21 protein-coding genes and 2 tRNA genes are annotated in these 25,562 nt (G+C 52.6%); 17 read left to right on the top strand and 6 right to left on the bottom strand.

The features are described 5' to 3' along the window. The first annotated feature begins 197 nt into the window (after positions 1 to 197). The 3 genes from ACO0K9_RS14605 to ACO0K9_RS14595 all read left to right on the top strand — a co-directional run bounded on the left by ACO0K9_RS14605 (position 198) and on the right by ACO0K9_RS14595 (position 1,436). Positions 198 to 1,082: a pseudouridine synthase gene (locus ACO0K9_RS14605; protein WP_422986112.1), complete on the top strand. Its 885-nt coding sequence runs from the start codon at positions 198 to 200 to the stop codon at positions 1,080 to 1,082. A gap of 83 nt (positions 1,083 to 1,165) precedes the next feature. Then, a tRNA-Pro gene (locus ACO0K9_RS14600) sits at positions 1,166 to 1,242 on the top strand. Between the two features lie 117 nt (positions 1,243 to 1,359). After that, positions 1,360 to 1,436: transfer RNA gene (locus ACO0K9_RS14595), tRNA-Pro, on the top strand. 61 nt (positions 1,437 to 1,497) lie between these two features. On the opposite strand, the gene ribD is transcribed toward ACO0K9_RS14595, so the two are convergent. Both ribD and apbC read right to left on the bottom strand, forming a co-directional pair. Next, complete coding sequence (gene ribD, locus ACO0K9_RS14590) at positions 1,498 to 2,595, bottom strand: bifunctional diaminohydroxyphosphoribosylaminopyrimidine deaminase/5-amino-6-(5-phosphoribosylamino)uracil reductase RibD (RefSeq protein ID WP_422986110.1); 1,098 nt, start codon at positions 2,593 to 2,595, stop codon at positions 1,498 to 1,500. Between the two features lie 13 nt (positions 2,596 to 2,608). Further along, the gene (gene apbC, locus ACO0K9_RS14585) at positions 2,609 to 3,697 is read right to left on the bottom strand and encodes an iron-sulfur cluster carrier protein ApbC (RefSeq protein WP_422986108.1); all 1,089 of its coding nucleotides are present in this window, start codon (positions 3,695 to 3,697) and stop codon (positions 2,609 to 2,611) included. A 171-nt stretch (positions 3,698 to 3,868) separates the two neighbouring features. On the opposite strand from apbC, the gene ACO0K9_RS14580 reads away from it, so the two are divergent. Then, on the top strand, positions 3,869 to 4,561 hold the full coding sequence (locus tag ACO0K9_RS14580; protein WP_422986106.1) for a methylamine utilization protein: 693 nt from the start codon (positions 3,869 to 3,871) through the stop codon (positions 4,559 to 4,561). A gap of 62 nt (positions 4,562 to 4,623) precedes the next feature. Here the strand turns inward: ACO0K9_RS14580 and ACO0K9_RS14575 are convergent, their stop codons facing one another. Further along, positions 4,624 to 6,162: a phage tail sheath C-terminal domain-containing protein gene (locus tag ACO0K9_RS14575; protein WP_422986104.1), complete on the bottom strand. Its 1,539-nt coding sequence runs from the start codon at positions 6,160 to 6,162 to the stop codon at positions 4,624 to 4,626. Between the two features lie 514 nt (positions 6,163 to 6,676). Here ACO0K9_RS14575 and gudD point away from each other — a divergent pair. From gudD to ACO0K9_RS14540, 7 genes are all read left to right on the top strand, one after another. Continuing rightward, the gene (gudD, locus tag ACO0K9_RS14570; RefSeq protein WP_422986102.1) at positions 6,677 to 8,035 is read left to right on the top strand and encodes a glucarate dehydratase; all 1,359 of its coding nucleotides are present in this window, start codon (positions 6,677 to 6,679) and stop codon (positions 8,033 to 8,035) included. Positions 8,036 to 8,169: 134 nt separating this feature from the next. Further along, positions 8,170 to 9,486, top strand: coding sequence for an MFS transporter (locus ACO0K9_RS14565; protein ID WP_422986100.1), 1,317 nt, complete (start codon positions 8,170 to 8,172; stop codon positions 9,484 to 9,486). A gap of 210 nt (positions 9,487 to 9,696) precedes the next feature. After that, positions 9,697 to 10,227 (top strand): GbsR/MarR family transcriptional regulator, encoded by a 531-nt coding sequence (locus ACO0K9_RS14560; protein ID WP_422986098.1) that lies wholly within the window; start codon positions 9,697 to 9,699, stop codon positions 10,225 to 10,227. A 107-nt stretch (positions 10,228 to 10,334) separates the two neighbouring features. Beyond that, positions 10,335 to 10,829 carry a thiol-disulfide oxidoreductase DCC family protein gene (locus ACO0K9_RS14555; protein ID WP_422986096.1) on the top strand — a complete coding sequence of 165 codons (495 nt, stop codon included), beginning with the start codon at positions 10,335 to 10,337 and terminating at the stop codon, positions 10,827 to 10,829. 9 nt (positions 10,830 to 10,838) lie between these two features. Then, complete coding sequence (locus ACO0K9_RS14550; RefSeq protein ID WP_422986094.1) at positions 10,839 to 12,140, top strand: SDR family oxidoreductase; 1,302 nt, start codon at positions 10,839 to 10,841, stop codon at positions 12,138 to 12,140. Continuing rightward, a complete protein-coding gene (locus ACO0K9_RS14545) occupies positions 12,137 to 12,607 on the top strand; it encodes a DUF2269 family protein (protein WP_422986092.1) in 471 nt (156 codons plus the stop codon). Before ACO0K9_RS14550 ends, ACO0K9_RS14545 begins: the two co-directional genes overlap by 4 nt. Before the next feature lie 33 nt (positions 12,608 to 12,640). Beyond that, positions 12,641 to 13,732: a LacI family DNA-binding transcriptional regulator gene (locus ACO0K9_RS14540; RefSeq protein WP_422986090.1), complete on the top strand. Its 1,092-nt coding sequence runs from the start codon at positions 12,641 to 12,643 to the stop codon at positions 13,730 to 13,732. A 73-nt stretch (positions 13,733 to 13,805) separates the two neighbouring features. On the opposite strand, the gene ACO0K9_RS14535 is transcribed toward ACO0K9_RS14540, so the two are convergent. Next, a complete protein-coding gene (locus tag ACO0K9_RS14535) occupies positions 13,806 to 16,721 on the bottom strand; it encodes a DUF4982 domain-containing protein (RefSeq protein ID WP_422986088.1) in 2,916 nt (971 codons plus the stop codon). 141 nt (positions 16,722 to 16,862) lie between these two features. Between ACO0K9_RS14535 and ACO0K9_RS14530 the strand changes: the two genes are divergently transcribed. Next, the gene (locus ACO0K9_RS14530) at positions 16,863 to 17,138 is read left to right on the top strand and encodes a hypothetical protein (RefSeq protein WP_422986086.1); all 276 of its coding nucleotides are present in this window, start codon (positions 16,863 to 16,865) and stop codon (positions 17,136 to 17,138) included. 237 nt (positions 17,139 to 17,375) lie between these two features. On the opposite strand, the gene ACO0K9_RS14525 is transcribed toward ACO0K9_RS14530, so the two are convergent. Next, the gene (locus ACO0K9_RS14525; protein ID WP_422986084.1) at positions 17,376 to 18,107 is read right to left on the bottom strand and encodes a site-2 protease family protein; all 732 of its coding nucleotides are present in this window, start codon (positions 18,105 to 18,107) and stop codon (positions 17,376 to 17,378) included. Positions 18,108 to 18,155: 48 nt separating this feature from the next. Further along, entirely contained in the window at positions 18,156 to 19,061 is a 906-nt protein-coding gene (locus ACO0K9_RS14520; RefSeq protein WP_422986082.1) for a DUF2167 domain-containing protein, read from the bottom strand. Between the two features lie 263 nt (positions 19,062 to 19,324). On the opposite strand from ACO0K9_RS14520, the gene ACO0K9_RS14515 reads away from it, so the two are divergent. The 5 genes from ACO0K9_RS14515 (at position 19,325) to ACO0K9_RS14495 (ending at position 25,436) form a co-directional block, all read left to right on the top strand. Beyond that, complete coding sequence (locus tag ACO0K9_RS14515) at positions 19,325 to 20,392, top strand: hypothetical protein (RefSeq protein ID WP_422986080.1); 1,068 nt, start codon at positions 19,325 to 19,327, stop codon at positions 20,390 to 20,392. A gap of 140 nt (positions 20,393 to 20,532) precedes the next feature. After that, the gene (gene metG, locus ACO0K9_RS14510; RefSeq protein WP_422986078.1) at positions 20,533 to 22,593 is read left to right on the top strand and encodes a methionine--tRNA ligase; all 2,061 of its coding nucleotides are present in this window, start codon (positions 20,533 to 20,535) and stop codon (positions 22,591 to 22,593) included. A gap of 25 nt (positions 22,594 to 22,618) precedes the next feature. After that, positions 22,619 to 23,098 (top strand): GNAT family N-acetyltransferase, encoded by a 480-nt coding sequence (locus ACO0K9_RS14505; protein WP_422986076.1) that lies wholly within the window; start codon positions 22,619 to 22,621, stop codon positions 23,096 to 23,098. A 191-nt stretch (positions 23,099 to 23,289) separates the two neighbouring features. Next, positions 23,290 to 25,113 (top strand): aminopeptidase P family protein, encoded by a 1,824-nt coding sequence (locus tag ACO0K9_RS14500; protein WP_422986074.1) that lies wholly within the window; start codon positions 23,290 to 23,292, stop codon positions 25,111 to 25,113. Beyond that, complete coding sequence (locus ACO0K9_RS14495) at positions 25,077 to 25,436, top strand: pentapeptide repeat-containing protein (RefSeq protein WP_422986072.1); 360 nt, start codon at positions 25,077 to 25,079, stop codon at positions 25,434 to 25,436. Before ACO0K9_RS14500 ends, ACO0K9_RS14495 begins: the two co-directional genes overlap by 37 nt. The last annotated feature ends 126 nt before the right edge of the window (positions 25,437 to 25,562 follow it).

Below are 25,562 nucleotides of genomic sequence, written 5' to 3'. Positions count from 1 at the left end.
CCACCGCCAATTGAACACCGGCAGGCAAGACGCTTTAATGGTTAAAACCAGCATTTTACCGTTTTAACATCGTGGACGGATAGCTTTCAACATTTGCCCTGGCCTGACCAGCCTCACGGTGGCAATGACAGGCTTGCTGCGTGGTAGTATGGCGCTGAAAATCAGTCAGTTGTCAGCTTAAGAGTACATCATCCCCCATGCAAGCCCCACTTCCCGTACGCGATGGCATCGCCCCCAGCTATATCTGGATACCTGAAGGCCATTGGGACAATGTCTTCCGTTTTTTACAAGATTATTTTCCTGATATTGCTGTCAGCATCTGGGAAGCGCGTCTGGCAAAACACGAAATCGTCGATCAGCACGGCACTGTCTTGCATGCAGACAGTAGCGTCAAACGCGGCATGTGTATTTTTTATTACCGCGAGCTGGAACATGAAACCCACATCCCTTTTTATGAAGACATCCTGTTCCAGGATGCGCATTTGCTGGTGGTGGACAAGCCGCATTTCTTGCCCGTGATTCCATCCGGACGTTTTTTACAGGAAACCCTGCTGGTCAGGTTGAAGAAAACCACCGGGCTGATGGATCTGAGCCCCATGCACAGGCTGGACCGGGAAACAGCAGGCGTGATGCTGTTTTCACATAATCCGGCAACACGTGGCCGGTATCAATCTTTGTTCCAAAGCAAAAGCATGGCCAAGACTTACCATGCCATTGCTGCCCATTTACCTGAATTGTCGTTCCCGATGCGTCATTGCAGCCGGATGGAAGAAGCCGAAAAGTTTTTCGTCATGCATGAAGCAGAAGGCATGCCCAATTCTGAAACCCTGATCGCCATCAGGGAAAGGCGCGGCGAACATAGCCTTTACCAATTGCAACCTGTGACCGGTAGAAAACATCAATTGCGCCTGCATATGAGCAGCCTGGGCGCGCCCGTACTGAACGATGCTTTCTATCCCGTCGCCCTGCCCTGCAAGGCGGATGATTTTTCTGCGCCTTTGCAGTTACTGGCCAAGTCCATCTGTTTTGATGACCCGCTTACTGGCGAGCAACGCTATTTTGAAAGTAAAAAATCATTATGAATGCCTGCCGAATGCCTGTCATAGAGAGCCACACTGGCAAACGAGTTGACAGCAAGTCTCTGAAGCGGTAATATTGCGGTCTTCGGAGTGTAGCGCAGCCCGGTAGCGCACCTGCTTTGGGAGCAGGGGGTCCAAGGTTCGAATCCTTGTACTCCGACCAGATTCTAGGGATCGTCACAGACGATCCCTTTTATTTCCGTAGATTCGTTTCAGTAGATTCAGATCCTGGCTGTATCAAGTTGAATCACCTGAAATAAAAAATGACAGACCAGTTTTTCGGAGTGTAGCGCAGCCCGGTAGCGCACCTGCTTTGGGAGCAGGGGGTCCAAGGTTCGAATCCTTGTACTCCGACCAGTTAAAAACGATCGTTGATTATTCAACGATCCTTTTTTCTTTTCCGTTTGCTTATTCAGATTTACTTGAACCTGGCCAGCACCCGCAGATCATCCCCTACCTGGCTTACTGCATGAAATCGCAGCATTTTTGCCTGGTCAACATGCGTCAATTCCGGCAGGGAAAACAAGCCTGCACCATGGCCCAAAAGCTTGGGGGCCAGATACAGCAATAATTCATTGACACAGCTTTGCTGCATCAAGGCACCATTCAATTTTGCGCCCGCCTCAACATGCAGTTCATTGATTTGCCTGCGTCCCAGTTCTTGCATCAGGGCGGGCAAATCGACTTGCTGGTTCGAACCTGGCAAGCAGATTACCTCTACCCCCACCTGTTCCAGTTGATCCTGCTTTTCTGCATGGACCACAGCGCACACCACCAGCGCACCACCTTGCAATACCCTGGCTTGCGGCGAGATGCGTAATTGCGAATCGACGATGATTTTCTGTGGCTGGCGTGGCATCGCTATGCCACGCACATTCAGTAGAGGATCATCCGCCAGTACGGTGCCTATGCCGGTCAGGATTGCATCTGCCCGCGCCCGCCAGTGATGACCGTCCTGTCTTGCTGCCGGCCCGGTGATCCATTGGCTTTGGCCATTCGGCAGGGCGGTGATGCCATCCAGGCTGCCGGCGACTTTCACCCTGACCCAGGGTCGTCCGCTTTCCATACGCTGGAAAAAGCCTATATTCAATTCGCGTGCCTGCAGGGCGATGTCAGGAAACAGGTCGCATTCCACTGCTACCCCGGCTTCACGCAAGACCCTTAAACCGCGCCCCGCCACTTGCGGATTGGCATCCTGCATGGCTGCCACCACGCGTGTGATACCGGCATCGCGCAAGCCATTTGCACAAGGTGGCGTGCGGCCAAAATGGCTGCATGGTTCCAGCGTGACATAGGCGGTGGCGCCACGCACATCGTGGCCGTTTGCGGCGGCATCACGCAAGGCCTGCACTTCTGCATGCGCCTGCCCAACGGGCTGGGTCCAGCCCTGCCCCAACACCTGGCCATCGCGCACGATCACACAACCCACCTTGGGGTTGGGTGAAGTTTCTATGGTGGCGCGGCCAGCCAGCGCCAGCGCCTGCTGCATGTAAGCATAATCAGTCTGCTGATCCATACCCACTGCTACCTCAGGTATTCTGGATGGTGATGCTGGGGAACTTGCTGGTCATGTCTTTGGCTTTTTCAGCCACCTTGATGGCCAGCTTGCGGGCGATGTCTTTATAGATGCCGGCAATTTGTCCTTCAGGATCAGCCACCACGGTCGGCCTGCCGGAATCGGCCTGCTGACGTATGGCCATGGTCAAAGGCAGTCCACCAAGAAAATCGACGCCAAAGTCAGCACACATTTTCTGACCACCACCTTCACCAAAGATATGTTCGGCATGACCGCAATTCGAGCAGATATGGATGCTCATGTTTTCGACTATGCCCAAAATAGGGATGCCAACTTTTTCAAACATCTTCAAACCCTTGCGCGCATCCAGCAAGGCGATGTCTTGCGGCGTGGTGACAATGACAGCGCCGGTCACTGGCACTTTTTGCGACAGGGTTAATTGCACATCACCTGTGCCTGGCGGCATATCGACGATCAGATAATCCAGGTCGCGCCAGTTGGTTTGTTCCAGCAATTGCTGCAGGGCCTGGGTGACGATGGGGCCACGCCAGACCATGGGTTCGTCCGGGTCTATCATGAAACCGATGGACGATACCTGCAAGCCATGATTTTCCAGCGGCTCCATGGTTTTGCCATCGATCGTTTCAGGACGGCCAGAAATGCCCATCATCATCGGCTGCGAAGGACCATAAATATCCGCGTCCAGAATACCCACCGCCGCACCTTCAGCAGCCAGGGCCAGGGCCAGGTTGACAGCGGTTGTTGATTTACCTACCCCTCCCTTGCCAGAGGCAATGGCAATAATATTCTTCACATTGGGCATCAGCTTGATACCGCGCTGCACGGAATGGGCGACGATTTTTGAAGTCACATTGACTGTGACCTTGCCCACGCCAGGCAATGCGGCAAGGGCTGCGACAACGACAGCACGTATCAATTCAAACTGGCTTTTGGCTGGGTAGCCCAGTTCGACATCGAGGCTGACATCGGCGCCTTCAATCTTGATATTTTTTGCAGATTTGCTCGCAATCAGGTCTTTATTCGTGTTCGGGTCTATCACTTTTGCCAATGCGGCTTTCAGGTCGTCAACTGTAATACTCATGCAATTCTCCATAGATATCCCGCAAGTCTAGCGCAAATTGCCTTGCTAGCCGACTATAGCCTTGTTGTAAGTGGGCATATTGAACCGGCGCAAGCTTCCCCGCAGAGCCAAGTTCAAGCATAATGGTTTCGCTATTGTTTTGTTTTTTCACAAGAAAATCAGGAGACATTGATGCAAGCACAGACCGCACCCCCTTCCCGCAGCAAGTTCTGCCTGTTGTTATCTGCCCTGGGATTGCTCAGTTATTCCCTGACTGCCCATGCCGGCCTGCTGGTGGGGTACCTGACCGACAAGAATGCACAATCGGTCGCCAATGCGGTCCTGTTTGCGACACCACTGGACACTCCCATGCCTGCCAAAAAAGCTGGCGACACTAGCATCGTGGCGCAAGAAAACTATGCATTCAGCCCTTACCTGACGGTGGTACGCAACGGTAGCCTGATACGCTTCCCTAACAAGGATAATCACGAGCATCACCTGAAATCATTTTCGCCAGCAAAAACCTTCGAGTTGCGCGTAAATAGCAAAAAAGAAGAACCTGCCCCGATTCTTTTCGACAAAACCGGGGAAGTGGCGCTGGTTTGTCATTTCCACGACTGGATGCGTGGTTTTATCTATGTCGTCGATACCCCGTATTTCGCCAAGACGGATGCGTCAGGCAGTGCTGTCATCAACAATTTGCCGGCGGGCAAATATGAAGTCAAGGCCTGGGCACCGAATATGCTGGGCGAGCCCATGACGCAAACCGTGCAAGTGGCCAGCGACGGGCCCAGCAATATCAAGTTCCAGTTTAATTTTATCCCCAAGGCACCACCGGCACCACGTAACCTGAGCAAGGGTGCAGCGCCCTTCGGTTACGATTAGCCCCCCCTGCATGAGCTAATCAGCGATCATCCAAAATCCATCATCAGCCCTTGGGCTGATGATCAGGACGCCTGCATATTCTGCTCATAATTCAACACGATAAATTCAGCCGGCATGATCAGGGCCACCATCACTGACACACGCATGATGCCTCGCACTATGTCCTCAGCTGTCATGCTGCTGTTCATACCGACATTGACGCTGAACGCGTCTCCTGGAGAGTCGCCCACCAGGCAACCCGCCTTCCATTGCGCAGTCAGGAAACTGTTGAGGCTGGCGGTCACTGTAGACCAGGTCTGACCGTCATTTGCCTGGAACGCATAGGATTGCAATGCACTTTTGATGGATTTGTTCAGCATATTGGCAGTACGTCTGGTATTGATATAACGCCAGTCATCACTATTGCCAGCCATGGTACGTGCGCCCCAGACCAGCATGCCGTAATTCGGGAAAACACGAATCGCATTCACTGCCAGACCATTCTGCGGCTGGTTGATTGCCTCTTGTTGTTTATCATCCAGCATGACAGCAGGTGACACAGCATTGATGATGGATGTATTCGCCGGCGCGTGAAATACGCCACTGGTATCATCATTACGGGTATACACACCCGCCATGGCAGATGAAGGCGGCAACAGGTTGACACTGCTCGCCAGGTTTTGCATGGTTTGCCGGTACAAAGGTGACGCCACCTGCAAGCCCTGATGACGCTGCCTGACCGTAGCCGGGTCAGCTGCCTGTGACAAGACATTAACCAGGGTAGTCAGGTATGTCTGCAATTTATCTGCAGGCTGGCCGGCAAACAGCACCTGCGCTTCGGCAGTCAGGTCAGCGCTGAATTGCGGCAAGCTGGCAGCCGATATCCAGGTATAGTCAATTGCACTGACACTCACCACATTGGTGTTGAGCCAGGGATAGTAACTGACACCATACTGGTTAAAGTCTTCACCCAGGCCTGCAATTTTATACAACCCGCCATTGCCGGTACTACCCGTGATCGGGTCTTTGCTACTGCCGTCAGAGGGTAAATAACCGTTCAGTACATCCAGGATATACACCATATTCTGGGCTTCATTGCATACTCTCAAGGCGGTCTGCGAAACGCTCACCCAGTCATCCAGCGTCAGGCTCACAGCATCCGGCAAGACCAAGGTATCCGGTCCGGAAAAGTCACGCAGCACACGCAGCCCGGCCAGCGCAGTGGTATACGCATCTTTTGAAAAGACACCGCCATTGCTGACCACCTCTGCATAGGTGCCCAGGGAAAGGATGTAGCAGTCACCGCCGCCATTGCTGAAAAACATCTGCAAGCCCGGATACAACAAGAAGGCTGGCGTTGCCGCATTCGCTACATAAGGCGGAACAGCCTGGGACTGACTGACATAATCATAGTCCACCTGTGCCGCCCCACCAAAGATGCGCTGATAATCTTCCAACGAGGTAATCGGAATCGCCTGCCCCACGACATTTTCCCCATTCGCACTTGCCGTCTGTGTGTAGCCAATAAATAAAGGAATGCCGGTGGCAGCCTGCACCACGTTGCCGGCAAAACTGCCCGTTTCAGTGATATACACGCCTGGTGTGGTTTCTTGGATTGACATGAGTCGCTACTCCGGTAAGCAATATCGTATTTGCATAGGTAAAAAAACAATCTGATTTAATCACAAAACGCGACATCTTTCTGAACTGATTGACAAGTATTGATGGAATAAATCAGCCTTGAATGTGTGATTGATGGGCTGCAAGCCAAGACGGCATACCCGAAGAGGCTGGCGTGACACTGCGACTTCTCTCCCACATCTTCATGCGCTCAATTTTTAACAAAATAATGATTGATATTTCAAAATGACAGCGCTACCATTGGAAATAACAGCCTAATTAGGACTTACGCAAAATTGTCCCAGCAAGGCTATCGCTTTTAGGGAACATCCCTTGCAGGGGATGTTCGTTTCGTTGGCAGACAACATGTTGTCAGAAACCCCAACTACACCGTCAGCGACGAAGACAGTACTTTAGTACGCGGCTCCTAGGAGAGGAGCTGCAACGCAGCTGGGGCGGTTTTGCGTAAGTCCTACTAATTATTTGGCGATCTTTTTCAGGTAACAGGAACCCATGATGTCAATTGAACATTCTCCCCTCGCTTATGGTGATACTCCCCGCATCGTTGATATGCGCGTCGTGCCGGTTGCTGGCCGTGACAGCATGTTGCTCAATCTGAGTGGTGCGCACGGCCCTTATTTCACCCGCAATATTGTGATTCTGACCGACAGTGCTGGCCACACCGGCGTCGGCGAGGTGCCGGGCGGTGAAAAGATACGACAAACGCTGGAAGATGCGCGCGGCCTGCTGATCGGCAAACCCGTAGGCCAGTACAATGCCATCCTGAACCAGGCACGCACCGCCTTTGCCGACCGCGATGCTGGCGGTCGTGGCTTGCAGACTTTTGACCTGCGCATTGCGGTGCATGCCGTCACGGCGCTGGAGGCAGCCTTGCTTGATCTGATGGGCCAGTTTCTCGGTGTGCCGGTTGCGGCCTTGCTGGGTGAAGGGCAGCAGCGCACCGCGGTCGAGATGCTGGGCTATCTGTTCTATATCGGCGACAGTAAAGTCACCGACCTGCCCTATGCAACCACACCTGTTGATGCCGAAGACGACTGGGCACGCCTGCGCCACCAGGCAGCCCTGACGCCAGAAGCCATCGTGCGTCTGGCCGAGGCCACCTATCAGCGTTACGGCTTCAACGATTTCAAATTGAAAGGCGGCGTGTTCCGTGGCGAAGCAGAAATGGAAGCAGTGACGGCACTGGCCGAACGCTTTCCTGATGCACGTATCACACTGGACCCGAACGGTGGCTGGCTGCTGAAAGACGCCATCCGCCTGTGCCGCGACAAGCATGATGTGCTGGCCTATGCAGAAGACCCTTGTGGTGCAGAGAATGGCTATTCAGGGCGTGAGGTGATGGCAGAATTTCGCCGTGCCACCGGCTTGCTGACAGCCACCAACATGATCGCCACGGACTGGCGTGAAATGCGCCACGCGATTGCCCTGCAGTCGGTTGATATCCCACTGGCGGACCCACATTTCTGGACCATGCAAGGCTCGGTACGAGTGGCGCAGATGTGTCATGAATGGGACCTGACCTGGGGTTCGCATTCGAATAATCACTTCGATATCTCGCTTGCCATGTTCACCCATGTGGCTGCCGCAGCACCTGGCAAAATCACGGCAATTGATACCCACTGGATCTGGCAGGACGGACAGTTCCTGACCAAAAACCCCTTGCAAATCAAGGGAGGCATGGTGCAGGTGCCAGACAAGCCCGGCCTGGGCATAGAGCTTGATCTGGATGCCGTAGAAGCGGCACATCAACTCTACCTGGGCATGGGCCTGGGGGCACGTGACGATGCGGTTGCCATGCAATATCTGATTCCGGGCTGGAAATTCAATAATAAAATGCCTTGCCTGGTCAGATAAAAAAACACTTGGGACTTACGCAAAATCGTCCCAGCAAGGCGTAGCGACGAAGACAGTACGAATGTACGGTTAGGCGCTGCAACGCAGCTGGGGGGATTTTGCGTAGGTCCCAATAACATCTAGGAGACAGTAGTATGCATACCGTAGCATCAACAACGGCTACTATGGCCGTGCCCGCTTCCAGTTTACTGGATAGCGCAGTCAGCAAAGTAAAATGGCGCATCCTGCCACTGTTTGTGGTGATGTTCATCGCCAATTACATCGACCGCGTCAACATTGGTTTTGTGCGCAGCCATCTGGAAAAAGACCTGGGCATCGGTGCCGCCGCTTTTGGCTTTGGTGCCGGTATCTTTTTCCTGGCTTATGCCCTGTTTGAAGTGCCTTCCAATATCCTGCAACAGCGCTTCGGTGCTAAAGCCTGGCTGACGCGCATCATGGCGAGTTGGGGCGTGGTTGCCACTGGCATGGCTTTTGTGCAGGGTGAAACCTCGTTCTATGTGATGCGCTTCCTGCTTGGGGTGGCCGAAGCGGGCTTCTTTCCGGGTGCAGTCTACTATTTCACGCAATGGCTGCCAAACCGTGAACGCGGCAAGGCAATGGCAATTTTCCTCAGTGGTTCGGCGCTGGCATCGGTACTGTCTGGCCCGCTGTCAGGCGCGCTGTTGCAGATTGAAGGCGGTGGTTTCCATGGCTGGCAATGGATGTTTATGATTGAGGGTCTGGCATCCATCGCACTCTGCTTCGTTGTCTGGTTTTGCCTGGATTCTCATCCGCGTGACGCCAAATGGCTGACTGACGAAGAGCGGAACGAACTTACCACCGTCATCGCTGCCGAACAAAAAGAGCGCGATGCCAGCAAGCCCGGGCATGTCAGTTCGTTCAGCCTGTTGCGCGACAGCCGTATTGCCTTGTTCTGCTTCATCTATTTTGCGATCCAGTTGACGATCTACGGTGCCACTTTCTGGCTACCCAGCATCATCAAAAAGATGGGGCACTTCAGTGATTTCCAGGTTGGCCTGTTCAACTCCATACCCTGGCTGATTTCGATTGCTGCCATGTATATGTTTGCCGCACTGGCCCTGCGCTTCAGGCATCAGCAGATGTGGGTGGCCATTGCCTTGACTATCGCTGCCTGTGGCATGCTGGCATCCACCGTGGGTGGCCCGGTGTTTGCATTTGTCGCGATCTGCTTTGCCGGCATTGGCTTCAAGGCGGCATCATCGCTTTTCTGGCCGATACCACAAGCCTACCTGGACAGCCGCATTGCCGCTGCAGTGATCGCACTGATCAATTCGCTGGGTAACCTGGGTGGATTCGTGGCACCTGCCACCTTCGGCTTCCTGGAACAAAGAACCGGCTCCATCCAGGGTGGCCTGTATGGACTGGCAGCTGCTTCCATGCTGGCAGCAGCACTGGTTTTCCTGACGCGCAAGTCGAAAACAGGTACTTGAACACTCCGTGCCACACCCCGCCTGTGCGGGCGTGTGGCAGATCAGTTCTGGAATGAAGACCCCGGCGCAGACACGAACGGCACTCCTTCGCCGTTGAAGTGCCCCCACCCCCGTAAAGGTATTGCACAGCCAAAGCGCTGTGAGCAGGCATTTTCAATATTCTTTCATTTCTGTCTTGACTGAAATAAAAGAATTAACTACACTGTGTTCATGGAACTTACACCCGTCAAACAAAAATTTATCCTGCACTGGGGCGAAATGGGCACCTTATGGGGTGTCAATCGCACGGTCAGCCAGATTCATGCCCTGCTGTATATCGTGGGTTGCCCCATGCAGGCTGAAGAAATTGCTGACACGCTGGGGGTGGCAAGATCAAATGTATCGAATTCGCTGAAAGAGCTGCAAAACTGGAAGTTAGTGAAACTGGCCCATGTCATGGGTGACCGCCGGGCGCATTATGAAACTTCACTGGATGTCTGGGAATTGTTTCGCACCGTCGTACGTGAGCGTAAGGAAAGGGAATTCAACCCCACCATCACGACCCTGCAACAATGCCTGGACAGCCCGGATCTGGATAAGGAAGACAAGGCAACGCAACTACGCATCGCCGAAACCCTGGCCCTGATGAAGACGGTTACCACCTGGACAGATGAAATGTTGCGACTGGAACCGAATACCCTGATGAAGCTGTTGAAGATGGGGGCAGCAGTACAAAAATTTGTACGTGGGGATGAGAAGTAAGCATCGCCAAGATAGTTGAAAAATTGTAGGAAAGTTGTAGAAAAGTTGTAAAAACGAAGCACAAAGAAAAAATGCCTTGGCATTTTTTTTGAAGATAAATTTCTGTTATGACAGAAACGTCAGAAATAAAAATCAAACCACCGAAAACTCCAAAAAACATCCCTATGAACGACTATCCATTAACCCTGCTGTATGACGCATCCTGCCCCATCTGCAACCTGGAAATGGCGAACCTGCGTGAACGCGATCATCTGAACAGATTGATTTTTATCGATGCATCAGCCCCCGGTTTTGATGCCAGTAAATATGGCCTGACACTCCGCGAAATCATGCGTGCCATCCATGGTATCAGGTCCGATGGCAGCATCGTGACCGGGGTGGAAACCATCCATCTGGCATACAAGGCGGCAGGCCTGGGTTGGCTGACGGCAGCGATGAACTTGCCTTTGCTAAAACCCGTCTGCAATTGGGTTTATATACATTTTGCGAGCAATCGCCATCATGTATCTGCGATACTGGGGGATGCCATCATACGCATTGCTGCCAAACGGGCCGAAAAACGCACCAGGGCTTGTAAAAGCGGTCAATGCACATTTAAATAAAACGAGATCATGAAAATTCTTATCTGCGGTGCGCAAGGTTTTGTCGGTCGCCATATCAGACTGGCCTTGCAAAAGGCAGGACATGAAGTCTGCCAAGGCGTGCGTCGTCCAAAGCCTGAAACTGGTACTGGCCCCGTTGAAATTGCCATCGATTTTGCACGTGATACCGATACTGCCATCTGGCAAACACGCCTGCTTCAGCTGGGGCAAGTCGATGTCATTATCAATGCGGTGGGCATACTGAATGAAACTGCAGAATTGCGCTTTGATGCCGTACATCGTGATGCACCAATAGCCCTGTTCAGGGCGGCAGCCAAATGTGGCGTGAAATCGGTTGTGCAAATCTCGGCACTGGGTGGCAGACAAGAAGCAGAGCACCCAGAAATCATGACTGGATATATGCGAAGCAAACGCGCTGCCGACAGCATGTTGATGGATAGCGGCCTGACTTATCTGGTCTTGCGCCCTTCCCTGGTGGTTGGTGTGGATGGCGGCAGTAGCCAATTCTTCCGCATGCTGGCCAGCTTGCCTGTACTGGGTTTGCCTGGCCGTGGTGAACAGCAAGTGCAACCTGTCCATATGGACGACTTGTGCAGCGCCATCAATATCTGGCTGGCGAATGAAAACCGTTCGAATCAGGTATTGAATGCAGTTGGCCCGCAAGCCATGTCTTACCGGCGCATGCTGGAAATTTATCGGCAGGCCATGGGTATGCCAGCGCAAACCATGTTCTCCATCCCCATGTCTGTGATGCGAGTGACTGCGCGCCTGGCGACACTCTTGCCGCAAAAGACGCTGGCACCAGACAGTTTGAATATGCTGGAGCAAGACAATGTCGCAGACGCGCAGCCATTTGCAGCGCATCTGCACAGGTCGGCCCAATCGCATGAAAACTGGTTTGCCGGTATACCAGCAAATATGCTGGCCAGTACAGCAATTGCCGGCTGGAGTTTGCCACTGTTTCGCTATATCCTGGCGCTGGTCTGGTTTGTCACCGCTGCGCTGTCGTTCGGCATATATCCAGTTGCAGGCAGTCTGGCCTTGTTGCAGCCTTTGGGTCTTAGTGGTGCGCCTGCCATGTTCATGCTGATGGCAGCGTCCAGCCTGGATTTATGCCTGGGTCTGGCGACGCTGTTCTGGCCAAGACGCATTTTGTGGTTAATGCAAATTGCCCTGATCGTCGGCTACAGTTGCGTCATCGCGCTCTATTCGCCTGAATATTATTTACATCCATTTGGACCGGTATTGAAAAACCTGCCCATCCTGGCCTTGCTCGCTTTTTTATTTGCTCATCAAAGAGACTCACAATGAACACCTATCTCTTACTCAAAACCCTGCATATCCTGTCTTCTGTTTTGTTGGTTGGTACTGGTTTTGGTTCAGCCTTTTATATGTTCTTTACCAATCGCAGCAGACAATTCAAGGCGCAAGTGGTGGTTGCACGCCTGGTGGTATTGGCTGACTGGTGCTTTACCACGCCAGCCGTGATTATCCAGCCCCTGACCGGCTTTGCCATGGTGCATATGGCAGGCTGGCCTTTAAGTACACCGTGGATCGTGTGGTCTTTTGTCCTGTATCTGTTTGCCGGTGCCTGCTGGTTGCCCGTGGTGTGGCTGCAAATACGCATGAAAGCCATGCTGGAAATTGCCGATGCCAATAACAGCAGCCTGCCCGATATGTTCTGGCGTTATTCCAGATATTGGGAATGGCTGGGTTATCCTGCCTTCATTGCCATGGTCGGCGTCTATTTCCTGATGGTGAACAAACCCGTTTTTTGAAGCACGGCAGCAGGTCAGTGATAAAATCAGGCTATGGAAAAAAAACCTGTTACTCCCCTGCCTGCTGCTGAAGCACCAGTCACCAGTCCTGGCCCCAGCCCTGTTCGCAGCCGCCGCAAAAGCGGGGGCCTGACGCTGAGCGATGTCGCCAGGATCGCCGACGTCGCCCCCATCACCGCGTCACGCGCATTGAAATCGCCCGACCTGGTCTCACCTGCCGTTCTGCAAAGGGTGAGAGATGCCGTGGAAAAAACCGGTTATGTACCCAATTTACTGGCCGGTGGCCTGGCTTCCACCAAGAGCAAGCTGGTCGCAGCCGTGGTCCCCACCATCACCGGTGCGGTTTTTCTGGAGATGGTGCAGTCTTTGACAGCCAGCCTGGCCGCTTCCGGATACCAGCTCATGCTGGGGCAATCCGGCTATGAAAATTCGCGCGAAGATGCCTTGCTGGAAGCGATTATCGGGCGCAGGCCGGATGGCGTCGTCTTGACCGGCATCATGCGATCTGCACTGGCCAAACGGCGCCTGCAGGTCAGCGGCATACCTGTGGTCGAAACCTGGGATCTGACATCGACGCCCATCGATATGCTGGTTGGTTTTTCGCATGAAAAAATCGGCGTTGCAGTCGCCGAATTTCTCCATGCACGCGGACGCCGCAAGGTTGCCACCATCAGCGCCAATGATGACCGCGCAGTACGCCGCAACAAGGCGTTTTCTGACACTGCACTAAGCCTGGGAATGTTGGATGCGGACAGCCCGGAAGTTCCTACCTGTATCGTACCGGCACCCACTACGCTGGGTAGCGGGCGCAGTGGCTTGCGCAGCCTGCTGCAGGATCATCCCAACATTGATGCTATATTTTGCAGCTCAGACATGCTGGCGCTGGGTGTCTTGACCGAAGCACAGGCCATGGGTATTGCCGTGCCTGAAAAACTGGCCGTGATCGGGCTGGGTGACCTGAGTTTTTCATGCGACCTGAACCCGGCACTGACAACGGTAAGAATTGATGGCAGCGCCATCGGTGCCATCGCTGCAGATTTCATTATTCAGCGCGCCGAAGGAAAAGTGATCAGCGACCCGATACGCGATATCGGGTTTTCCATCATAGAGCGGGACAGCACCTGATCTGATTCTGCTTGAGCCATCAGATCAGCTGCAACTGTCCACTACTGCTATCCGCCATTGTTATCAAATGCGGCTACTTCAGTAGCGCCTCATAAAATTCGACCTCGATAATCGACAGCGCAGCCTTGGCAACCACCTTGGCACCGGTATCCGTATTATTCTGGTTCGCAACTTCCTGCATGGCGAATGCCTTGTCACTGTCTGAGGCCATGCCTGTCAATTCCACTTTGACGACACGTCCCTGCACAGGTTTCAAAGGCAGAGTGACATAACCCAGGCTCTTGGGTGTCAATCCTTCATACACCAGCTTGCCATCGACGCTGATGCGTATCGGGTAACTGCGCTCACGCCAGCCTGTGAATTTGAAAACAGCTTCAGTCAAGGTGGCAGGACGCGCCAGTTCATACGCTATCCATGCTTCACCTGGTACGCTGCTGCTATGCCAGGCGGTGATTTCATCGTCATCATAAGACTTGGCTGCGGCATCGACATTGCTGCCCGCTGTTACCGCTGCAATATCTATCGCCAGGCGAGAGGGTTTGAATGAAGCCGTGGAAGGTGTCGGGCCCCGTCCCAGATACGAAGGCAATTGTGCACTGGCCAGTTGCGTGCCCAGACCAGCATCCACTTTCACCGGTTTTGAGCTGATGTCCAGACTCGCTGATTTCAAGCCGGCAGCGGTGGCTGTCAGGTGTATTTTCCCTGCCTTGGTCGTGCTGCGCAACAGGACGCGATTGACACCACCCTCCACCGGCAGGCTGGGGGACAAGATGTAATTATTCTCACCCTGGGCAATACCGCCACGCCATTCTGCCGGGCCATCCAGTTTGAAATCAACCAGGTTCAAGGCGGTAGGATTGCGCTGGCCGTTTGCATCAACGACTTCGACTTCTACCAGTGCCAGATCGGCCCCGTCTGCGCGCCAGCCGCCTGGTGCAGACTTGACATTCAGGCGCAAGGCGGCTGGCTCACCCGCTGTTTTCAGCACTGTTTCACAAAGCTTCTTGCCGTCTGCAGCATAGCCGACAGCACGCAATTCACCGGCCTGCCAGTTCACATCCTTGAAGCTGAACAGGAAGCGCGCACTCTGTTCTCCCTTGCCCAGGGATTTGCCATTCAGGAACAGCTCCACTGCATCTGCACTGGACACCACCGTCACCGGTTTGCTCGTCGCTGGCGTGTAATTCCAGTGGCCGATAATATGTATGCGTGGCTGCTCTACATCCACCCAGCCATCCCAGATGACCTGATGCGCATAAAAGCCGTCTTTGGGTATGCGCATGGCATCCACCTCGCCACTGCGGCGATAATTTTCTGCACCACGGTGATGGGTATTGGTATCCGAAAAAACGATGTTGACGCCGCCGCTGCTGACCCGTTTGCCGGTACCCGGACGTTCGCGCCAATAGTCATACCAGCGCTGCACATCTTCTATGGCGTGGGAATCCTGGTTGCGGTTATAGATACTGGCATCCTGCCCCTTATGCAGGGGGCCATCGCCATCCTTGTGATACGGCGCAGTATAGTTATCCCAGTATTTGCGCAAGCCTTCATCACGCGAATATTCCATCGCCCAGAACGGCAGTTTGGCGCTCTTGTTAATGTAGAGCATTTCACCACCGTATTCGGATACCTGGCTATTCAGCATTTCCCGGCTGCCAGCGGCGCGTCCGCCATGTGGATCATATTGATCACGTATGGCTTTCATCTCGCGCATATGGGCTTCACTGATACCCTTGTTGCCAGATTCATAGAACAGGATACTGGGGTTGTTGCGGTTATAAATGACGGCATCCCGCATCAGCAATACCCTTTGTTCCCAGCGACGGCCATCGACATCGGCTTCAGAATCACCTGCTGGCATGGCTTGTATCAAGCCTACCCGGTCAGCAGATTCCACATCCTGCTTCCATGGTGTCACATGCATCCAGCGCACCAGGTTGCCATTGCTTTCCACCATCAGCCGGTTGCTGTAGTCGCTTAACCAGGGTGGCACCGACATGCCGACAGCCGGCCATTCATTCGAGGTGCGTTGTGCGTAGCCATGCATTTGCAGCACACGGTCATTCAATTTGATCATGCCATTCGCAAATTCAGTCTTGCGAAACCCGGTGCGGGTATGGACGGTATCCACCGCGCGGCCATCCACTTTCAGGGTCGTACTGACGTCGTATAAATAACCATAACCCCAGCTCCAGAAATTCAGCTTGGCTACCCTTGCATTGGCTTTCACTATCGCTGTCTGGCCAGCGGCGATGGTTTGTGCCGGGCTGGCAAATGTGGCGACCTTCTTGCCATCCAGATCAGTGATATCGACTTCATAAACAACGCTGCTGGCGGCTGCCGTTTCATTCCTGACCTGGGATTCGGCAGTAATCGTGGCTGCCTTGCCAGCCACATCAAAATCTTGCGCATACACATAAGTGCCCGTCGTACCCAGATTGGAATACAGCGGCAGGGTCTGGTACAGACGACCGCTCAGATGCAGGCGGATATTCTTGGGGATGCCACCATAATTCGCATTGAAATTATTGCTGGACCATTGATAGCGCTGGTTGGTGGCTTTTTCGCGGTATTCCCAGGCATTGTCGGTGCGCACGGCAATCGTGTTTTCACCCGCAGTCACGACTTCACTGATATCCACGCCAAAGGCCATGACGCCATTTTCATGCAAGGCAACCGATTTGCCATTCACAAAAACTTCTGCCGCCTGGCGCACCCCTTCAAATTCGAGAAACACCTTGCCGGACACGGCACCCGCCGGCAAACTGAAGCGCTTGCGATACCAGGCAATACCGGTGGACAGGTCCACGATATCCTTTTTGAAGGCGTCGTCTTCATTCCAGGCATGTGGCAGAGTGACCGTTTTCCAACTGGCGTCATCAAATGCAGGATTCGCCGCACCGGAAGCATCACCAACAAATAATTTCCAGCCAGGATTGAAGTCATAGGTACTGCGGGCAGGTGCAGCGACTGCCTGTGCCGCCATTGCAGCATCTGAGCACAAGCCCACAGACAGGCCTGCTAGCAGAAATAATAAGCCACTGAAAAGTGGTCGTAATGATCGTTCAGTTTGCATGGAATACACCCACATAAATGATTAAAATCCGGGAAATCGCCCGTACTAAGCATGACGCCGGTATCGGCCTTTCATGCAAGTTATTTGCTCAAGCTTCCAGAAATTTGCCCGGTCAAACCGGAAAAGCAAACTCTTGCACTGACACACGCAATGCAGCGGCCAAGCTTTTTTCAACAAGGAAAAATTACAACCGATGCTCTCTGTACTGACGCTAAAATGGTAGCGCTATCAGTGGGGCGCGTCAAGCAAAACTGCTGGCAATACAACTTATCAGCTAAACGCATTTCTGCTGGCTTCAGCTATGAAATAGAGTCAAAAATGGAATGATTTCCTGATTAATCATTACAATGATTATTTTCTTGCTTGAAGGCGTGGAAGCAATATCAACGCAACAAACTGTCGCCACTGAGATACGGAGGGAGAACCCAGGATGAATGTGAATTCGCCCCGGTAATTGCAGAAGGCAAGCAAGCAGCGCCGCTAAAAAAGATGAAGGATGTGGCAACGAGCAGACATCAGGCCAACAATGTCAGTCCGATGCCGACGGCGGCTCTACACAAAAAATTAAATACCCTTCGCCTGGCGCGCTACCTGCACCATCTCATGAACATCATTCGTCATGACGGCGAGAAAGGCCAGCAAGATCAGGTAGTAAGCTGCATAGGTGAAGCGCACCTGGGCAGACATATTGTAGTAAATCTTGTTTTCTTCCGCCTCAGGGTCATATTTCCAGGCCCGCCATAATTGCGGCCATGCCATGAAACCGATGATGATCAGCATAGGGCTGGGACGGTAGAAAAACAGCGCCAGCAAGACAGGGACGCCGACAAACCAGATGCGTGGTGTCAGCACTGCGGCAATACGCCCGCCATCAAATGGTAACATCGGTATCATATTAAACAAATTCAAAAAGAAGCCTGAATACGATACTGCCATCAATAAATCACTATCGAAATTACGCGCCAGAAAATAACACAGCAGGGATGCGACCGTTCCTGCCAAGGGACCGCCGAGGCCAATATAGGCCTCGGTTTCGGCATCGTGCGGCAGGTCTTTCAATTCGACCCAGGCCCCCAGAAATGGGATAAAGGTAGGCAAGCCCACATCCAGCCCACGCTGGCGTGCCGCAATGAAATGTCCCATTTCATGTACAAACATGAGCAAGACAAATCCCACTGCATACCACCAGCCGAATATCCAGGCGTAAAAAAAGATGGAAATAATCATGGTGCCCCCCGAAGTCAACAACTTGGCAAACTTGGCACCAGAAAACAGCAGAAACAGCAATTTGATCATGTCTTACTTCATCCTCTTTTTTGTCGCATGTTGAAACTGTGCCGGAACTCAGGCCTTATTGCGTCCAAACAGCTTACCTACCAAGGCACCCAAGCCTACCACTGCAACCAGTACCAATTTGATGGACTTGGCGAAAAAAGCAGCAATAATGGCAAGCAAACCCAATTTCTTCACTGCGACACCGGCAACCAGCGCTGCCAGTCCATATTCAGCCACTTTATCGGTACTGGAATTAAAGTCGCTATAGCGCTTGCCATCTAAAAACTGAAGTTGTCCCAGCAAATTTTTTGCTATGGATTTTTGTTGCGGTAATTCGTTCAAGGCTGTCACCAGATTCATGCTGATATAACCTTCGCGACCCAGTGCATAGGTATTGTAATTGACACCCTGCTTATCGTTGCCGTCCTGCTTACCCTTGGTGATCGCTGACCATACCAGCCTGTGCGTTGGGGCTTCATAATTGGGTTTTTCGGCCCAACCAACCAGTTCCAATTCCCGGATACCGCGTTGACGGCGGTCCTTATTCCCCTCTTCAGTACCATCCTTCAAACTTTTCAGCAAATCGTCGGCATTCCAGTCCCTGGCATCATCATCTTTGATATAGCCTGATTTTTGGTAACGTGCGACGATCATCCAATGTCCTTCTTCCGGGAAGATGGCACCAAGCAAGCTGGGGTCGGAAGAATTGCCCATGGCACGCATGATGCGCCCGGCCTCAGGCATGGGAATGAATACCTGACCTGCAGGCAGGTTCAATACAGCCTGGTCTATCATTTTGATTTCTGCAGGGCCCTGCCGCATCACTTTTTTTGCCTCGTCAAATGCCGCTTTGACTTCCGCATCAGCCGCTGCATTTTGCGCGTAAGCAGATTGGCTAAAAAATGCGACAACACAGGCCACAACAAAGGTCACAACAAAGCCCAATACCCACCTTAAAAACTGCCTGGCAATCATATTCATCTCCCTCTAAATGTATCATTTGATGAGCAATATACCGTCTAGGCATTTGCTGATCATTTATTGTTGAACACTACTAATTTAGGAATTTTGTGTGGATTTATATACACTTAATTTTCATAAAATTACTCATAATGCCTTGAAAACTGGGCTAAATCAAATCCATACCCGGGTGTTAGAAGTTAAAATAGCACCCTCAGCTAAAGCGCTCATACACAAATAAGCTGCCTGCTCTCTTGATAGCAGGCACAGGCAAAATCATGATCCTCTCCACCAGTAATCCAGTCACAAGCACAGAAAACGCCATGGAGATATTGCCTGCGACAGCCGTAGCCTTGGCAGAACAACATTTGCGCGACATCCTGCGACTGGCGTTTGAACATACGGATACACATCAGGCCGTGGTTGTGTATGACAAACACTGCCCTTTGGCAGTGGCACTGACCAGCGCCTATCGCGCTTGCCTGCCCGATGCGCGCTTTATAGATTTTGATGTCGAAACACCTGAACTCATTTTGGTGACCTTGAATGCCTTACAGGCGTCTGATCTCGCAGTGCTGGTGCAGTCCACCAATTTTCGCCTTGAAGCCTACAGGTTGCGTGTTGAATTATTCAAGCGCGGCTTGAAAGTCATCGAACATCCCCATCTGGCACGTATGGAAGGCGATGAAGCCCTGTATTACATAGAGTCGCTGGCCTACGATGCCAGCTACTATCGGGACACCGGTAACGCGCTCAAACAAAAAATCGACAATGCCAGTGCTGGCGTCGTTGATAGTGGCGGGGCTGAGTTGATCTTCAGCGGCCGCTTTGAACCAGCCAAACTGAATGTTGGTGATTATCGCGAGATGAAAAATATAGGCGGGCAATTCCCTATCGGTGAAGTGTTTACCGAATCCGTCGCGCTGGAAGATGTGTATGGTCAAGTGCGGATATTTGCCTTTGGCGATACCAGCTTTACCGTCAACCGCCCGTCACAGCCGATTACCCTCGTCGTGGAAAAGGGCCAGGTCGTTGATACCCTCAATTCCACGCCTGAATTTGATCTGGTGCTGGCGAATATCCGTAAAGATGATGATGTCGTCTGGGTTCGAGAACTGGGTTTCGGCATGAACCGTGCCTTTTCCAAAGACCGTAGCGTACGCGATATCGGCACCTATGAACGCATGTGCGGCGTGCATTTGTCATTGGGGACCAAGCATGGCAGTTATGCGAAACCGCATATCAAACGCGGCGAAGGCAGGCACCATGTGGACGTGTTTGCGGTTACTGAAGCCGTGCGGCTGGACGAAGAAGTGGTGTACAGCAATGGTGCCTGGGTGGTCTGAACCGGTCGCAACAAGCTACAAAGTTAGCAAAAACACATAAAAACACCACCCCCATGCCTGCGGCAAGGGCAAAGCGGCTTCAATTCAGGCTTTCGCTGTTAGAATAATGCCCTTGTCCGTTCATAAAAAGTGCATCAACCATGACCCGTAAGCTGTTTGTTACCACTGCCCTGCCGTACGCGAATGCGCCTTTCCACCTTGGTCACATCATGGAGTATATCCAGGCTGACATCTGGGTAAGGCATCAGCGAATGTCGGGTAACGAGGTACATTTCGTCGGCGCGGATGATGCACACGGTGCACCTATCATGATTGCGGCTGAAAAAGCCGGCATCACACCACAGGCTTTTGTGGCGCAGATCGCGGCTGGACGCAAACAATACCTCGATGGTTTCCATATTCAGTTTGATAACTGGCATTCAACCGATGGCGAAGAAAACCATCAGTTGTCGCAAGATATTTATCGCAAGCTGAAATCTGCCGGCTTCATCACCAGCAAAACCATAGAACAGTTCTTTGACCCAGTCAAAAACATGTTCCTGCCTGACCGTTACATCAAGGGTGAATGCCCAAAATGTGGTGCCAAGGATCAGTATGGTGATTCCTGTGAAGTCTGTAGCGCCGTGTATGCGCCGACTGATTTGAAGAACCCCTACTCTGTCCTGACCGGTGCCACACCGATCATGAAATCGTCTGAGCATTTCTTCTTCAAATTGTCAGATGAAAAATGCGTGGAATTCCTGCGTGGCTGGGCCTTGAAAGACAATCGCCTGCAATCCGAGGTGGCGAATAAATGCAAGGAATGGCTGGAAGGCGAAGGCGGTCTGGGCGACTGGGATATCAGCCGCGATGCACCTTACTTCGGTATCGAAATTCCTGATCAGCCGGGCAAATATTTCTATGTCTGGCTGGATGCACCTGTCGGTTACCTGGCGTCGCTGAAGAATTACTTCGGCAAGACCGGTCGTGATTACGATGCTTTCATGGCTGACCCGACGACAGAGCAAATCCATTTCATCGGCAAAGACATCACCTACTTCCATACTTTGTTCTGGCCTGCAATGCTGAAGTTTTCTGGTTATAAGACACCAGACAATGTGTATGCGCACGGTTTTGTGACTGTCTCCGGCGAAAAAATGTCGAAGTCACGTGGCACCGGCATTTCACCGCTGCGTTACCTGGAAATTGGCATGAATCCGGAATGGCTGCGTTATTACTTCGCCGCCAAGCTGAATGCCAAGGTGGAAGATCTGGATATGAATCCGGATGACTTCGTTGCGCGCGTCAATTCTGACCTGATCGGCAAATACATCAACATCGCCAGCCGCGCTGCGGGTTTCATCACCAAGCGTTTCGATGGCGTTATCGCGACTGACTGGGCGACGGCGGATGATGCCTTCCTGAATAATCTGCGCAAGGTCGCGCCAGAAATCCAGGCTCTGTTTGAAGCACGCGAATATGGCAAGGCCCTGCGTGCTGCCATGGAACAGGCTGATCTGGTGAATGCCTATGTCGATTCCAACAAACCCTGGGAACTGGCGAAAAAGCCAGAGAACGATGCCAAATTGCAGGAAGTCTGCAGCCGCTTGCTGGAAGCCTTCCGCATCCTGACCATCTTCCTGAAACCGGTCTTGCCGCAACTGGCAGCACAGGTAGAAACGCAATTGAATATCACCCCACTGCAATGGGCAGATGTAGCGACACCGTTGCCGCACCATCACAAGATCAATCCTTATACTCACCTGATGCAAAGGGTGGACATCAAGATTTTTGATGACTTGTTTGATGCCCCTGCTGCGGTTCCTGCCCAGGCAAGCGCGGCTGATGATACGGCAGCAAGCGACATCGAAGCATTGGCCGAAGAAATCAAGATTGATGACTTTGCCAAAGTGGATTTGCGCATTGCCAAGATCGTCAATTGTGAACATGTAGAAGGTTCGGACAAGCTCTTGCGCCTGACCCTGGATGTCGGCGAAGGCCGCACCCGCAATGTGTTTTCGGGCATCAAGTCAGCTTACCAGCCAGAACAATTGATAGGTAAATTCACCGTCATGGTGGCCAACCTGGCACCGCGCAAGATGAAGTTCGGCCTATCTGAAGGCATGGTACTGGCCGCTTCGGCAGCCGATGAAAAAGCCAACCCTGGCTTGTACATACTGGAAGCATGGCCTGGTGCCCAGCCAGGCATGCGCGTTCGTTAATACCTGCCTGTGCTTCGTTTTGATTATGCATATCGTCGTCCGTGAAGCCACCTTTGAAGATGCGCAACTGATCGCGCATCTGACCCGCACTTGCTGGTCCGAAAAGGTCGCGGGCAGCTCCACCGGTCATCATGAAAACAGTGAACGGGTCAACCATGATTTGATGCAGGGTGGCGGTTTTGTACTGCTTGTCGATGAAGAACCTGTGGGTTCGGTGCGCTGGTTGCCGGTAGACACAGAAAGCAATTGCTGGGAAATGTTGCGCATGGGTGTGCTGCCCGCTTTTCGTGGCGAAGCCCTGTCACAACACTTGCTGGAAGCCGTCATCCACGCTGCCCAGATTGCCGGCATAGAAGAATTACGACTGGGGGTACGCAGTGACCAGCCACGCCTGCTGGACGTGTACGCAGCCTATGAATTTGAATTGGCGCCCGAGCTTGAATATTCCCACGCCAACCCTAATGAACCTGCCCCTTACGTCATGCGGCGTTTTCTGCGTAACTAGCGAAATCGGCATAGGCTCTCGCATCTGAACTATTTTAGGTATACTCTTCCTTGTTTTAATTTATTGCAGGCCATTGCCTGCCGCCTGTCTGGCATTGCTTGTTGCGCAACTGCCATGGCTGTTGCTTATTAAATTGCTTAAACTGCATACACTGCTAGCACCCCTGTCTATCCTGATTTGGAAATCCATCCATGAACAGCCCCATTAGCCCTTCTGCCGTCACTTCCCCGATTCCCGCACGTCTGGTGCAATTACGCGCTGCCATGAAGGCGCAGGGGCTGGATGCGTATATCGTTCCCTCATCAGACCCCCATCTGTCGGAATACCTGCCTGACCGCTGGCAGGGGCGCACTTATTTTTCCGGCTTTACCGGCTCGGTAGGTACGCTGATAGTCACCGCCGATTTTGCCGGCTTATGGGTCGATAGCCGCTACTGGAGTTCGGCAGAAACAGAACTGGCACCGACCGGTATCAAGATGATGAAAATCGCCTCTGCAGCTGCCACGCTCTACATAGACTGGCTGGCAGAAAATCTGCAAACAGGACAGACCGCCGGGGTGGATGGCATGGTCCTGGGGCTGGCAACCGCCAGGGCACTGGAACAAGCTTTGAAGGCCAAAGACATACAACTCGATACCGGCACAGATCTTTTACAACAGGTCTGGGATCAACGCCCAAGCTTGCCGCAAGCGCCGATTTATGAACATGCAGCGCCGTATGCCGTGGTATCGCGTGCCGACAAACTGACCATGCTGCGTGAACAGATGCGCAGTATGAACGCCGACTGGCATTTTGTATCCACCGTGGATGACCTGGCCTGGATTTTCAATCTGCGCGGCTCTGACGTCAGCTATAACCCGGTGTTTGTCGGCCATGCCCTGATCAGTCAGAATGAAGCAACACTGTTTGTATCCAACGGTAAAGTACCGGCCGAACTGGCAACGACACTGGCGCAAGATGGTGTCAGCCTGTCTGACTACGGCAATGCGGCAACCGCCCTGTCTGCCCTGCCTGCGGGCAGCAGCATCATGATAGACCCGCGCCGTATCACGTTTGGTTTCCGCCAGACCATACCAGCCACTGTGCGCGTGGTAGAGGCCATCAATCCCTCGGTCTTTGCCAAATCGCGCAAGACTGCACAAGAAGCACAATACGTGCGTGAAGCCATGGAACAGGATGGTGCTGCCCTGTGTGAATTCTTTAGCTGGCTGGAAGGTGCACTTGGCAAGCAAGGCATCACCGAGCTGACTATTGATGAAGAAATCTGCGCTGCCCGCGCACGCCAGCCACACTTTGTCTCGCCCAGCTTCAGTACCATTGCCGGCTTCAATGCCAACGGTGCCATGCCACATTATCGCGCCACCAAAGAATCGCATTCGGTGATTGAAGGCGATGGTTTGCTGCTTATCGATTCTGGTGGCCAATACCTGAATGGCACGACTGACATTACCCGTGTCATGCCTATAGGCCAGGTATCCGACGCACAAAAGCGTGACTTCACCCTGGTGTTGAAGGGCATGATCAATCTCTCGCAAATGCGCTATCCGCGCGGCACCCTGTCACCCATGCTCGATACTGTCGCCCGCGCCCCCATCTGGGCCGACGGCATCAACTATGGCCATGGCACCGGCCATGGCGTCGGCTATTTTCTGAATGTGCACGAAGGCCCGCAAAATATTTCCGGAACCATAGCAGAAGCCCATATGGCGATGGAACCCGGCATGATCACATCCAATGAGCCAGGTATTTACCGCCCCGGCAAATGGGGTGTCAGGATAGAAAACCTGCTCTTGAACGTGCCAGCCATGCAAACCGAATTTGGTGAATACCTGGAATTTGAAACCCTGACGCTCTGCCCCATAGACACACGCTGCATCACCATCAGCTTGCTGCGTGCAGATGAAATCAAGTGGCTCAATGACTACCATGCTACAGTCCTGCAACGCCTGTCGGCCCGCGTCAGCGGTGCGGCGCTGGAATGGCTGAAGGAAAGAACCAGGGCATTGCTGCACTAAACGACCAGGATTACCCATTGCAGCTTGCGATGGGTAATCTGATCCCCAGAATGATCTCCATCCACATGACAAGGCACGCCATGGAAGACAATAAATTATTGCAGGGCCGGAATTTCCATAATGTGGATTTGGCCAATTCAAATTTTGATCAGGTTCAGTTGCGTGCCAGTTCATTCCATAGCGTGGATATGGAAGCCTGCCGCTTCAGGGATATCTCTTTCGTCAATGTAACGATGGAAGCCTGTGATTTCACTGGCATGCGGATAGATGGCGTGCTGGTGTCCGACATGCTCCAGGCCTACGAAGAAAGCAAGAAAAAATAATCCTGCAAGCCGGTAATTCTATCAATGCCAGATTGTATTCTGGCACTGTATATATGCCCGTGCTACAAGCTATGGACAACAACAGATAAGGATCGGGCATTAACAAAATCCCATCCCACGTCATTG

Source organism: Undibacterium sp. Ji50W, from assembly GCF_049340445.1.
Classification (GTDB): domain Bacteria; phylum Pseudomonadota; class Gammaproteobacteria; order Burkholderiales; family Burkholderiaceae_D; genus Undibacterium.
The sequence above is the reverse complement of the archived record's forward strand: the minus strand, read 5'-3'. Positions and strand labels throughout refer to the sequence as shown.

Coding starts and splice junctions, on each gene's coding strand:
- ACO0K9_RS14605 (WP_422986112.1), top strand. CDS start 198: ATGCAAGCCCCACTTCCCGTACGCGATGGCATCGCCCCCAGCTATATC.
- ribD (WP_422986110.1), bottom strand. CDS start 2,595: ATGGATCAGCAGACTGATTATGCTTACATGCAGCAGGCGCTGGCGCTG.
- apbC (WP_422986108.1), bottom strand. CDS start 3,697: ATGAGTATTACAGTTGACGACCTGAAAGCCGCATTGGCAAAAGTGATA.
- ACO0K9_RS14580 (WP_422986106.1), top strand. CDS start 3,869: ATGCAAGCACAGACCGCACCCCCTTCCCGCAGCAAGTTCTGCCTGTTG.
- ACO0K9_RS14575 (WP_422986104.1), bottom strand. CDS start 6,162: ATGTCAATCCAAGAAACCACACCAGGCGTGTATATCACTGAAACGGGC.
- gudD (WP_422986102.1), top strand. CDS start 6,677: ATGTCAATTGAACATTCTCCCCTCGCTTATGGTGATACTCCCCGCATC.
- ACO0K9_RS14565 (WP_422986100.1), top strand. CDS start 8,170: ATGCATACCGTAGCATCAACAACGGCTACTATGGCCGTGCCCGCTTCC.
- ACO0K9_RS14560 (WP_422986098.1), top strand. CDS start 9,697: ATGGAACTTACACCCGTCAAACAAAAATTTATCCTGCACTGGGGCGAA.
- ACO0K9_RS14555 (WP_422986096.1), top strand. CDS start 10,335: ATGACAGAAACGTCAGAAATAAAAATCAAACCACCGAAAACTCCAAAA.
- ACO0K9_RS14550 (WP_422986094.1), top strand. CDS start 10,839: ATGAAAATTCTTATCTGCGGTGCGCAAGGTTTTGTCGGTCGCCATATC.
- ACO0K9_RS14545 (WP_422986092.1), top strand. CDS start 12,137: ATGAACACCTATCTCTTACTCAAAACCCTGCATATCCTGTCTTCTGTT.
- ACO0K9_RS14540 (WP_422986090.1), top strand. CDS start 12,641: ATGGAAAAAAAACCTGTTACTCCCCTGCCTGCTGCTGAAGCACCAGTC.
- ACO0K9_RS14535 (WP_422986088.1), bottom strand. CDS start 16,721: ATGGCGGCACAGGCAGTCGCTGCACCTGCCCGCAGTACCTATGACTTC.
- ACO0K9_RS14530 (WP_422986086.1), top strand. CDS start 16,863: ATGACGCCGGTATCGGCCTTTCATGCAAGTTATTTGCTCAAGCTTCCA.
- ACO0K9_RS14525 (WP_422986084.1), bottom strand. CDS start 18,107: ATGATCAAATTGCTGTTTCTGCTGTTTTCTGGTGCCAAGTTTGCCAAG.
- ACO0K9_RS14520 (WP_422986082.1), bottom strand. CDS start 19,061: ATGATTGCCAGGCAGTTTTTAAGGTGGGTATTGGGCTTTGTTGTGACC.
- ACO0K9_RS14515 (WP_422986080.1), top strand. CDS start 19,325: ATGATCCTCTCCACCAGTAATCCAGTCACAAGCACAGAAAACGCCATG.
- metG (WP_422986078.1), top strand. CDS start 20,533: ATGACCCGTAAGCTGTTTGTTACCACTGCCCTGCCGTACGCGAATGCG.
- ACO0K9_RS14505 (WP_422986076.1), top strand. CDS start 22,619: ATGCATATCGTCGTCCGTGAAGCCACCTTTGAAGATGCGCAACTGATC.
- ACO0K9_RS14500 (WP_422986074.1), top strand. CDS start 23,290: ATGAACAGCCCCATTAGCCCTTCTGCCGTCACTTCCCCGATTCCCGCA.
- ACO0K9_RS14495 (WP_422986072.1), top strand. CDS start 25,077: ATGGCTGAAGGAAAGAACCAGGGCATTGCTGCACTAAACGACCAGGAT.